General features: G+C 49.1%; 10 protein-coding genes. 6 read left to right on the top strand and 4 right to left on the bottom strand.

Going from position 1 to position 11,434, the window contains the following annotated elements; translation table 11 throughout:
- From ACKI5T_RS19730 to ACKI5T_RS19715, 4 genes are all read left to right on the top strand, one after another.
- Positions 1 to 139: DUF2732 family protein (locus ACKI5T_RS19730; RefSeq protein WP_407439636.1), on the top strand; the 139-nt coding region annotated here is incomplete at its 5' end.
- Between the two features lie 28 nt (positions 140 to 167).
- The gene (locus ACKI5T_RS19725) at positions 168 to 437 is read left to right on the top strand and encodes a DUF5405 family protein (RefSeq protein WP_407439634.1); all 270 of its coding nucleotides are present in this window, start codon (positions 168 to 170) and stop codon (positions 435 to 437) included.
- Positions 427 to 2,466 carry a replication endonuclease gene (locus ACKI5T_RS19720; RefSeq protein WP_407439632.1) on the top strand — a complete coding sequence of 680 codons (2,040 nt, stop codon included), beginning with the start codon at positions 427 to 429 and terminating at the stop codon, positions 2,464 to 2,466. Before ACKI5T_RS19725 ends, ACKI5T_RS19720 begins: the two co-directional genes overlap by 11 nt.
- Before the next feature lie 186 nt (positions 2,467 to 2,652).
- The gene (locus ACKI5T_RS19715) at positions 2,653 to 3,804 is read left to right on the top strand and encodes a DNA cytosine methyltransferase (RefSeq protein ID WP_407439630.1); all 1,152 of its coding nucleotides are present in this window, start codon (positions 2,653 to 2,655) and stop codon (positions 3,802 to 3,804) included.
- Here the strand turns inward: ACKI5T_RS19715 and ACKI5T_RS19710 are convergent.
- The 4 genes from ACKI5T_RS19710 to ACKI5T_RS19695 all read right to left on the bottom strand — a co-directional run bounded on the left by ACKI5T_RS19710 (position 3,755) and on the right by ACKI5T_RS19695 (position 9,382).
- On the bottom strand, positions 3,755 to 4,747 hold the full coding sequence (locus tag ACKI5T_RS19710) for an O-methyltransferase (RefSeq protein WP_407439628.1): 993 nt from the start codon (positions 4,745 to 4,747) through the stop codon (positions 3,755 to 3,757). The genes ACKI5T_RS19715 and ACKI5T_RS19710 overlap by 50 nt on opposite strands.
- Complete coding sequence (locus tag ACKI5T_RS19705; protein ID WP_407439626.1) at positions 4,744 to 6,210, bottom strand: ATP-binding protein; 1,467 nt, start codon at positions 6,208 to 6,210, stop codon at positions 4,744 to 4,746. The genes ACKI5T_RS19710 and ACKI5T_RS19705 overlap by 4 nt, the downstream gene beginning before the upstream one ends.
- 384 nt (positions 6,211 to 6,594) lie before the next feature.
- Positions 6,595 to 7,611, bottom strand: a complete 1,017-nt coding sequence (locus tag ACKI5T_RS19700; RefSeq protein WP_407439624.1) for a phage portal protein — start codon at positions 7,609 to 7,611, stop codon at positions 6,595 to 6,597.
- Position 7,612: 1 nt separating this feature from the next.
- Entirely contained in the window at positions 7,613 to 9,382 is a 1,770-nt protein-coding gene (locus ACKI5T_RS19695) for a terminase ATPase subunit family protein (RefSeq protein ID WP_407439622.1), read from the bottom strand.
- A gap of 166 nt (positions 9,383 to 9,548) precedes the next feature.
- Between ACKI5T_RS19695 and ACKI5T_RS19690 the strand changes: the two genes are divergently transcribed.
- Together ACKI5T_RS19690 and ACKI5T_RS19685 are read left to right on the top strand one after the other, a co-directional pair.
- A complete protein-coding gene (locus tag ACKI5T_RS19690; RefSeq protein ID WP_407439620.1) occupies positions 9,549 to 10,403 on the top strand; it encodes a GPO family capsid scaffolding protein in 855 nt (284 codons plus the stop codon).
- Between the two features lie 60 nt (positions 10,404 to 10,463).
- Positions 10,464 to 11,434, top strand: a 971-nt coding sequence (locus tag ACKI5T_RS19685; protein ID WP_407439618.1) for a phage major capsid protein, P2 family, incomplete at its 3' end; no start/stop codon positions are given.

The raw sequence follows: 11,434 nt of genomic DNA, 5'->3' as shown, positions 1-11,434 counted from the left end.
AGCGACCCGTTTCTCTTCTCAGTTTGACGGTCTTATCGCGCACATCAGTAAGTCAGAACTTAATCGCACCGAGATTATCGAGTTATTAGGTCAGGAGTCGGAAAAGTTACACAACTCGATTTTCGGTATAGTAACTTAACCACTTTTAACAGGAAGTAAAAAGGAGCATACGCATCGAGATAAATAACCAGTACGTCATTACCAGCGACCGCTATCAATTTATTTTGCAGGAAAAGAAAACCGCTACATCCGGCAAGAATGAAGGTAAGGAATGGCTGGATGTAGTGGGTTACTACCCGACAATTTCTAAGCTCGTTTCCGGTCTTGTCTTGCATGACCTTTTAACGGGAGACGCCACTCGTTTCTCGGCGCTTGAAACTCAGATTGAGCGCGTAGCGAAGCAATGTCTGGACGCCTTCACTTCAAATGGCCGCTGAACCTCGGGGGCGTATTGCCCCCTCGCCACCGCCTCCTTTCTCGAAGCACACCGATGATAGATTCGTCGGTGCTTATCCCTGGAATGCTCCACGTTCTGCAATTGGCCGTGACAGACCCCTTACACGTGGCGAATTCCGTCAGGTGCAAGGTGTTTTAGGTAAAGTTAATCGCCTGCCATACGTCTTAAAAACGTTGTTCAACTCTCGGTATGACTTCATCCGTCGTACTAAAAGCCCACTTCATGGTTTCTATTTCCTTAAGAACACGGTCGAGCAGAGAGTGGGGCCGCGTCTTGAGCGGGTCAATCAGCTTAATGGAATGAACGAGACCGCATCGCTACTCTTCATGAGCGAGCGAGAAAGCTATTCGCGTTTACCTGGTATGAGTGACAAGGCGCTCAAAAAGTTTGCAGCTCGTATCGCTTCGCAGCTCTATGTTGCTTATGAAGAATTAAGCGACGCTTGGGCAGATGCTCACGGCGGTAAAGAGACTCTTTTCACCGATGAGGCGCAGACGCATTTATATGGTCACGTTGCCGGTGCAGCTCGCGCATTCAATATCACCCCGATGTTCTGGAAAAAATACCGCAAAGGGCAAATCACAATCCGCCAGGCATTTTCCGCTATCGCTCGTCTGATTAACGATGAATGGTGGATTAACCAGTTTAAGGCGCAGCGTATGCGCTGGCACGAGGCATTGCTGATTGCAGCCGGTGAGGTGAATAAAGACCGGTCCCCATACGCGAGTAAAACGGCGATCCGCGATGTGCATTCTCGCCGCCTGGCTAACCTCGAATACCTCAAATCGTGCGAACTGGAAAACAAAGTGACTGGTGAGCGCATCGATCTCATCAGCAAAGTCATGGGAAGTATTTCAAACCCTGAAATCCGTCGTATGGAACTGATGAACACTATTGCAGGCATTGAACGCTATGCGGCCGGTCAGGGTGACGTCGGGATGTTTATCACTATCACCACGCCATCGAAGTATCACCCGACGCGTCAGGTAGGAAAGGGCGATAAAAAGACAGTGCAACTTAATCACAGTTGGAATGAAACTGCTTTTACGCCGAAGGATGGACAGCGGTATTTGTGCCGTATCTGGAGCCTGATGCGTACAGCTTTTAAAGATAACGATCTGCAGGTCTACGGGATGCGTGTTGTTGAGCCGCATCATGACGGAACGCCGCACTGGCACATGATGCTTTTTTGTAAACCAGAGCAACGCAAACACATCACCGAAATCATGCGCCGGTATGCCTTAAAAGAAGACGGCGATGAAAAGGGCGCTGCAGCACAGCGCTTTGAGGCGAAGCACCTCAATCAAGGTGGTGCAGCCGGTTACATCGCAAAATACATTGCGAAGAACATCGATGGTTACGCGCTCGATGGTCAGGTCGATCACGACACAGGCAAGCCTCTCACTGATACCGCCGCAGCTGTAACCGCATGGGCGTCAACGTGGCGTATCCCGCAATTCAAATCTATTGGCCTGCCAACGATGGGCGCATATCGCGAGCTGCGCAAACTGCCTCGCGGTGTAAGCATTGCTGATGAATTTGATGAGCGCGTCGAAGCGGCCAGAGCTGCAGCTGATGAAGGTGAATTTGACCTGTATATCGCGGCGCAGGGTGGGGCGAATGTTCCACGCGATAGTCAGACCGTCCGTGTGGCTCGTAACGTGACTGACGAGGTTAACGCCTACGAAGAGGACATAGAGAGAGTCGTGGGCATCTACGCGCCGCACTTGGGCTCTGAGCTGGTACACGTTACCCGCACAGCCGAATGGCGCATCGTTCCAAAGCTTTTGGCCGTTGAGCCTTTGACTTTAAAAAGCGGCATTGCCGCGCCTCGGAGTCCTGTCAATAACTGTGGAAAGCTCACAACCGGTGGCGATCCAGTTATGGCACCTACACCGTCTGAGCTTGCTGCAGTGGGGATAAATCACATTGATGGCAGGGTTGCCGCATGGGATGACCCCGAGGTTATGAAGGTGCTAAGAAGCGCATTAAAACATGACACGCCGTAGCCAATATAGCGTGTCTACTTAGAGCTAAGTCGTTATGGCATGTTAATTTTTGTAGGTTAATCATTCGGTTACTCTTGCTACAGAACCGTGTGACCCGGTTTTAAGAGCAATGAAAACGTTAGTAAAGAACAGAAGTAATGGTAGAATGGATGATCATTAGTTGAATTTATAGCATGGTTATCTGATATGAATGTAGTTGATTTGTTCTCTGGGGTTGGCGGTTTAAGCTTGGGGGCAGCCCGTGTAGGCTTTAACTTGGCTGGTGCTGTTGAGCTAGATAAACATGCAATTTTTTCTCATGAGTTAAATTTTCCAAGAACAACACATCTACATCGTGATGTGAGCACGCTCACAGCGAAAGATATTCTCTCAGAGTGTGGTGTAACTGAAATTGATTGCGTTATTGGAGGTCCTCCTTGTCAGGGTTTTAGCACGATAGGGAAGGGGAATGCCGATGATTCGAGAAATGAGTTATATATTCATTTTTTTAGATTGGTAAGCGAATTATCACCTATTTGTTTTCTGGCTGAAAATGTTCCAGGAATTATGAGTGAAAAATATAACTCGGTAAGAGAAGAAGCATTCTCATTAGTTAGTGATGATTACTATTTATTGCATCCAATTAAAGTTAATGCGTCAAATTATGGAGCCCCTACCACAAGGACGCGAATATTCTTTATTGGATTTAGGAAAGATCTTGCGCATCAACTCAAAGAGTCTGATTTCTTTCCAAGGAATTTAATAGAACCAACTCTTGTTAAAGATGCACTTTACGGGCTTCCGCGTGTAATTAAAAAAGAGTGGCAAGAAGAAAAACAAGGTTGGCGAAAAGTAAAAATGGAAAGGAATGGTTATTTTTACGAGCGTCTTTGGGGCAACATTCCTACTGAAGTAGGGGATGCAGAATCTATCAACAAGTTGAAACAAGGGTTGGTTTCTGGTTTTTTAGGTACGGTTCATAATGATGAAATCTTGCAGAGATATGGTCAACTTGCATTTGGTGAAACAGATAAGATCTCAAGGTCTCAACGCCTCGATCCCAACGGATTTTGCCCTACTCTAAGAGCAGGAACTGGTAGTGACAAAGGAAGTTACCAAGCGGTCAGGCCGATTCACCCAACTCAATCAAGAGTCATAACTCCCCGTGAAGCGGCTAGATTACAAGGGTTCCCGGATTGGTTTAGATTTCACCCTACTAAATGGCATAGCTTTCGGCAAATCGGTAATAGCGTTAGCCCATTAGTTGCTGAAGCTATGCTATTACCGTTGCACGAATTATGTAAGAGCGTTAAAAAAGAACTTTTGAATACCACGGAACAACTTTGTAATACTCAATGAAGTTGTTTAAATGTTCGCTGGCTTCCTCTTCGTCATCACCAAGATAAAACCCGAGCTGCTCTTTAATTTGTGGCTCGGACCCAAAAGGTAATCTTTCTTCAATAAACATTCGCTCTCTTAAAGACATGGTCGGGATACTAATATTTCTAATAGTAGCCCAGTTACCATTAAAAAATGGCCACGCTTCAATTCGTGATTTTTCAAAGAATATCCCCTTACTATCATCGTCATTGGGTAATATAATCCCAGTGAAAGTGATCATTTGTTGGCCATCTTTGTATATAAAGGTAGCTAAGGGTTGCACCTGAATATCACTTCTTCCTGCAAGGCCAACGTTGATTGAACGCTGCAAAGCCTTCAAAAGCACTGATGGGAATCGCTTAAATGTTACGTCATCCTCCTCAAGACTAGTGGGACAATAATCTTCAGTTAAACGATCTATTAATTTTCTTAATCTAAATGGTTTTGGATCCGGCGAGGTGTAATCTCGTCCTAGACTATCAGGTGTTGCATTTAGAGTTATTTTAAAAATATCTTTAGGCTTTAGTTTGCTTATCAAGCTAGCAATTTCATTTAATTGCTTGTTCAAGTCTTTTGGAATGGCATAATCAAGCCATATTAATGAAGGTTCTTCAAAATCATATCTTGTGATGAATTCGCCGCTATTTTCAGGCTCGTCACCGATATCTACGCAAGATATTGGCATATTAAATTTCTGACGAATATGGACATTTTCTTCCATTTCAAGAGAAATCATTTTGTTAATTTTTAAGGTTGTATGCAATTGCTTGAAGTCCTCTAAAAATGGTCCTCCAAAGCCAATATAAACATAATCAGATACGTTAATATAATTATTTAATTTCCGTAAAAGCTCAATGAATAAATTTCTTTCCACCGCTTTATGTTGTCTTAGGTGGTAAGGTATACTTCCACCTGTGCTCATTTTTTTGCTCTCTCTAAAAATTGCTCGAAGCAGTAATTTCCAACATCTGTTGGTGCAAATGAATCATCATCAAAAAGAAATTGTGAAACCATTTTTATTTCGCTAGCTTTACGATTGAATTTTATTTGTTTGAGAGGGTCGGACTGTTTAGGAACAGGTAGTTTTGGCTTGTAGGCATTGCCACCAATCGATCTCGTAACCTTCGACCACTTATTATCAGGAACAACGCTATCGACGTTTTTATTATTTAAAGGCAGTGATTGAGGTGCATCGGAGAACATTTTTTTCTTCGCCTCAGAGTTTCCTTTCCAACGGTTTGTAAAGTCGGTGAAGAGTTTCATTCCTTCGCGCATGAAATCTTTTGTAGCGAGGTAAACATCTGAGTTGCCATCAACACCACGTTTTGTCGTCGTAATAGGCAGTTTTTCTGCATCTTCAGATGTGAATATTACCACACCTGCAATCCCTATAAACTGAGTATGGTACTGAGGTACACTTGCCTCTCCCCAGCCAGTTAATCGTGTTTTGTCAGCATGTAGTACGACACGATCGTTACATATTACTGTCCAACCAGCTTTCTCAGTTGTCGTTTTCCCTGAGAGAATTGAACGTTCTTCATCTTCTGAGACTAAATCTCTGTAGAATCCAACAGCAATTTTTATTGATACGCCTTTGCTTTCTCCACGATAAAAATACGGTGTTATCCCATTATTCTCTTCGCTAAAAGCATTTTCATCGATCATCAAGGTGGTAAGATTTGGTTTAACCTCTACGTTATTTACGAAAACTTTGAAGCCTTTATTAATTATTAAACTATAGTGATTTGCAATAGCAATATTAAGGCGTTCCTCGAATCCTCTTTCTGGAGTGAAAATATTACTCACATCTTCTCTGAGTTGTGTGACTGTTATTTTAACTCCTGGGTTCTTTAAATTAACCTCAGTTCTTTCGAGCTCTAATTCCCATTCATTATCATCCGATATCCATTCAGGGCTAATTACAACTTTAAATTGTTCATCTTTAGTTTTGCTTAAAACTTCTGATGCCGTTCCCATCTTAAACATTGCTCGTTTCATACCAATGCCGTAAATTCCGATTGTTGGTATTTTTTCTCCTTTCCTATCATTAGGACGACCAAGTCTAAATGCATACTCAGTAGCTAGGTCACCAGAAATGCCGCCACAGTTATCTTCTATTGTGAAGCTATTATCATCAAAGTTAATCTTTGCATGAAATCCTTCATAAACATTTTCTTCATCGCGATTGTCTGTCTGTTTTGATACTGAACGGAGCGCCCCATCTAAGCAATTATCTAAAAGGTCGAGAATTGCATCCTGCAGCTCAATATCTCTGGTGAGCATATCTACAAAAAAACGTTTTGCAGGAAACGCACCTATAGTCTCTTTTTCCATAAGTAAAATCATCCACTTGAGTTTGCTGAGTGTAAAGTTTGGTTTTAGCATAATGTCGGCTGTTTTTCACTACTCAGTTATATGTGTTTTTATACATGTAATATGAGTGTATAGCGCCGAGAAAGTGGTGCATATGACTGCCTGATACTGCATCTCCTTATTCCAGGCATGTTTCCTATGATGGGCCAGTCGGTATCTATGTTAATGGTCCTCATGCACCTGCATTAAAACCGCCCCATCAAGCGGGCAGGCGTGGCGGGGAAAGCATTGCGCGCCAGAGGTGGTGACAGCATTTAATTGTGTCCGCCTGCGAGCATCCTGACGGCGCTGCCGCTTCGCTGGCTCGTGACGGGGTTGTCTGATAAATGCGTTGCGTGTGGCGCGTCTGAGGCAGTCTGTGATGATGCCGCCCGGAGGCGGCATTTTGGGCGGGTTTTATTCTGATTCAAGGCTGTAATCTTTAAAGCGGATCACCTCCATCCCGAGCCAGTCGTTAACCTCTTTGAAACGCTCCTGCAGTGGTGACAGCTCGTTACGCACAAACACCTTCGCCACCTTCTCGACATCACCCATTGAGCCGATATTCTCGGGCTTGCCGCCCATCAACTGGAACGGCACGCGGTGCGCATCAAGCAGGTCAGCGGCGCTCACCTTTTTGATATTGAAAAAATCATCTTTGGTGGCGACTTCACTCAGTGGCACGATCTTAATCCCGTCCGGTTTTCCGTTGGGCGCATAGAAAAACAGATTTTTAAAATTCCCGAGTCCCTTTGAATTACGCATCGCATCACGCAGCGACTCAACGTCGGTGCTGCTTTGCGCCGCGTCAGTGACGTACATGATGTAACCCGCGTGTGCGCCGTTCTGGTAATACTTGCGACGAAACAGCGTGGCGGACTCATTCAGCCAGGCGGAATTAAGTGCGCTCAGGTATTCCGGCATACCGTAAAGCTCCTGATTAATATCGGGCTCAAGCAGGTGGAACACCGAGCCGGGCGCAAATTCGTGCGGGTGGGTGAAGCTCGACACGTACCAGTAAACGTCATCCTCGACGCCCCGGCGGGTGTATTTCGCCGGGGAGGTTTCCAGCTTCATGAGCTGGCCGGTGACGCTCATGCGCTTCTCAAGGTAGCCGTTGGCAAAGACCAGATAATCAAGCACAAGGCGGCTGAAATCCTGACGCGACAGCAACGGGTGCGGGATGTAGGTGCTCGCCAGAATGTTACGCTTCACGTAAATCGGCGAGCTGTGGTGGACGGCGGCGCGCAGGCTTTTCGCCAGCCCCGAGAAGGTGACCGGCGGCTCGTACCATTTCCCGTTATGAATACACTCGACATAATCGAGAATGTCGCGCCTGTCCATCACGGCGGAGGGCTCGCCAAAAGTGAACGCCTCCATTTTTTGCGGTGTGCTGGCGGTCGTGGTGGTCGGTTTAAATTTTGGTTTTGCCATCTTAGTAAATTTCCAGAATAGAGTTTGAGTGCATCCCGCTCCCGGCGGAAAGCGGTTCGTTTAGCAGGGCGTGCATGGTTGCCCACGCGATATCGGCGTGGCTGGCTTCCTCGCTGCGACTTGCTTCATAGGTCGAGCTGCGCCCGCTGCTGGTCATGGTTTTGCGAATGGCCATAAACGACTGCGTGATGTCGGTTGCCCCGGCGTCGTATTCCAGACATCCACGTCGGATGGTGTCTTTCGCTTTCAGCACCATCGCGGTTTTCATTTCAGGCGTGTAACGGATGGCGCGCGCCGCCGGGAAAAACGAGCGCACGAGCTGGTAAACCCCCTGGCCGATGCCGGTCGCATCGATGCCGATATAGTCGACGGTGTATTTTTCAGTGAGTGACCGGATGGCCTCGGCCTGCGCCGCAAAGTCCATCCCTTTCCACTGATGACGCTCAAGGATGCGGAACTTACCCCCGGCAACCAGTGGCGGAGCCAGTACCGCGCAGCCTGCACTGTCGCCGGTGTGCGACGGGTCGTAGCCAATCCAGACCGGACGCCAGTTAAACGGACGGTCGGCAAATTGCTCGAAGTCCTCCCATTCTTCCATTGCATCGACCATGCAGCGCTGCAGCTCCTCAAACGGGAATACCGACGCCTTGTCGTCGACAAATTCACACATGAACAGATTGCGGAAGTCGTCGGCACTGTTTTCCTGTTTCAGTTGATCCAGATTGAACAGGGTACAGCCCCCGGCGAGTGCATCCTCGATGGTGACAATCTGCCGCCACTGACCATCCGGGCACAGCACGCCACCGGCGAGCGCCTTATGGCTGATATCGATGTCGACCCGTTCGTCGCGGTTGCTGCGCCCCCGGTTAAACAGCTCACCAGACCAGAACGGATAAGCACCGTGCGCCAGTGTGGACGGGGTTGAGAAATAGGTGGTGCGCAGGTGCGACTGCGACGCCATGCCCGACGCCACTTTGCGCAGCCGCTGGAAATTCGGTATCCAGAAAATTTCATCGACGTACAGGTCGCCGTTGTGGCTCTGAGCAGTGTTGGAGTTGGTCCCGAGGAAAATCAGCTCTGCACCGTTGTTGCCGATGACAATCGGGTCGCCCGACAGGTCGACGTCGACGAGACGCGCAAAGGCGATGATGTATTTTCGGAACACGTAAGCCTGCGTTTTACTGGCTGACAAAAATATCTGGTTTTGCCCGGTTTTCAGGGCGCGCAAAAGTGCCTCGCGCGCAAAGTAAAACGTTGCGCCTATCTGGCGCGATTTAAGGATGTGGCGAATGCGGTGCGCGATGCCTGCCTTATGCCAGTTGAGCTGATACTCAAACGACTGGTCGAGGAAAATATCTTCGAGCTTTTCGACAGCCTCGTCGCTGAAATAATTACGTTTCGGCTTTTTGCGATCCCCTTTATTGCGACTCGCGATATTGGGATTTAAATCCACTTCATTACCGGTCTGGCCGTAGCGGTTGATGCGTGCCAGCCGTTCCATCTGCCGCGATAAGAAATCAGCGACCTTAAAGTCATGCGCCGTCAGGTCGGGCTTTGCATACAGCTGAATCAGCCGAGCCTCAAGCGTCGACTCAACACGGTTGAGCGGGGCGGTTTCCTCCCATCCGTCGCGCTGCTTCCAGCTCTGCACCGTCGGGCGCTTCATCTGCAGCGTGTCGGCAATTTGTGGCACGGAAAAACCCTGCCAGAACAACAGGCGCGCCTGTCGTCGCGGGTCGTGCAAAAGGGAGAGGTCAGTTGAAATGGTCATGGTTGCCTCGTGTCGGTGAATACGGGGCAAGGCTAAGGAAATTAGCGCAGGGATTCGCTAAGCCCCTGTTGTGTCAGGGGTTGCACTTCTGCAAGCGGTGGCTGATGCGGGGCGGAGTCGGGAAACTAACCCCGAACCGAAAACCCAACATCAGGACACCTGAACAATGGCAAAGAAAGTTTCTAAATGGTTTCGCATCGGCGTCGAGGGTGACACCTGCGATGGCCGTGTCATCAGCGGGGATGATATTCAGGACATGGCCGACACGTTTGACCCGCGTGTCTATGGCTGTCGCATCAACCTCGAACACCTGCGCGGCATTCTTCCCGACAGCGTGCTCAAACGTTATGGCGACGTGACCGAAGTCAAAGCCGAAATCATCAGCGATGACTCGGCACTGAACGGCAAAAAAGCGCTGTTTGGCAAAATCGCGCCGCTCGACGAGCTGGTGAGCATGGTGCGCGCCGGTCAGAAGGTTTACACCTCGATGGAAATTCGCCCGAACTTTGCCAACAGCGGCAAATGTTACCTCGTGGGTCTGGCGGTGACGGATGACCCGGCAAGCCTCGGCACCGAATACCTTGAATTCTGCAGCCGGGCGACGCAGAACCCGCTCGCCGGTAAAAAAGCCCATCCTGACGACCTGTTTTCCGTTGCCACGCTGGCAGAGCTGGAATTCGAAGACGTTCCCGACACCGTGCTCAACAGCCTGACTGACAAAGTTAAAGCCATTTTCAACCGCAAGCAGGTGAGCGATGACGCGCGTTTTGCTGACGTGCATGAGGCGGTGACGGAAGTCTCTGAACTGGTGCAGGCCAGTCTCAGTGCGACTGACCAGCGCATCGCGGAGCTTGAGACCACCTTTGCGCAGTTTAAGCAGGACGTGACGCGCAAGGCAGACGAAAGCGCGCAGGCGTATTCCTCTCTGAAAAGCACCCTTGATAACACCGAAAGCCTGAGCCAGCCGCGCCGCGAGAAATCGAAAGGCGGGACGGGCGACGAGCTGCTGACCAACTGCTGATAACGCGCCGGGTGTATTGCCCGGCCAGACATCTGACAAATTAGAAAAACAGGAATACCCATGCGTAAAGAGACCCGCTTTAAATTCAATGCTTACCTGTCCCGCGTTGCGGAGCTGAACGGCGTTGAAACCGACGACGTGGCGAAGAAATTCACCGTCGAGCCGTCTGTGACCCAGACCCTGATGAACACCCTGCAGGTGTCATCCGCGTTTCTGACCAAAATTAATATCGTGCCGGTCGACGAGCTCAAAGGCGAAAAGGTCGGGGTAGGCGTCAACGGCACCATTGCGAGCACCGCCGACACCGCCGGTGATGATGAGCGCAAGACTGCCGATTTTACCGCGCTGGAATCCAACAAATACGAATGTGCGCAAATCAACTTTGATTTCCATATCCGTTACAAACAGCTCGACCTGTGGGCGCGATTCCAGGACTTCCAGACCCGTATCCGTGACGCGATCATCAAGCGTCAGTCGCTCGATTTCATCATGGCCGGTTTCAACGGCATCGAGCGCGCGGAAACCTCCAACCGCAAAACGCATCCGATGCTGCAGGATGTGGCGGTGGGCTGGCTGCAGAAGTACCGCAATGAAGCCCCGGCACGCGTGATGTCGAAAATCACCGATGCAAACGGCGATGTGGTTTCGGCGGTGATCCGCGTGGGTGAAAACGGCGATTATGCCAACCTCGACGCGCTGGTGATGGACGCCACCACCAACCTGATTGACGAGATTTATCAGGACGACCCGGAGCTCGTGGTCATCACCGGTCGCAAGCTGCTCGCGGATAAATATTTCCCGATCGTCAACAAGACGCAGCCAAACACCGAATCACTGGCCGCTGACATCATTATCAGCCAGAAGCGTATCGGCAACCTGCCCGCCGTGCGTGTGCCGTACTTCCCGGCGGATGCGCTGATGATTACGCGCCTCGATAACCTGTCGATTTACTTCATGGACGACGCGCACCGCCGCGCCATCATCGAGGAGCCCAAGAAAGACCGCATCGAAAACTATGAGTCGATGAACAT

The organism is Lelliottia sp. (assembly GCF_045627565.1).
Classification (GTDB): domain Bacteria; phylum Pseudomonadota; class Gammaproteobacteria; order Enterobacterales; family Enterobacteriaceae; genus Enterobacter.
This window is presented reverse-complemented; position numbering and strand designations above follow the sequence as displayed.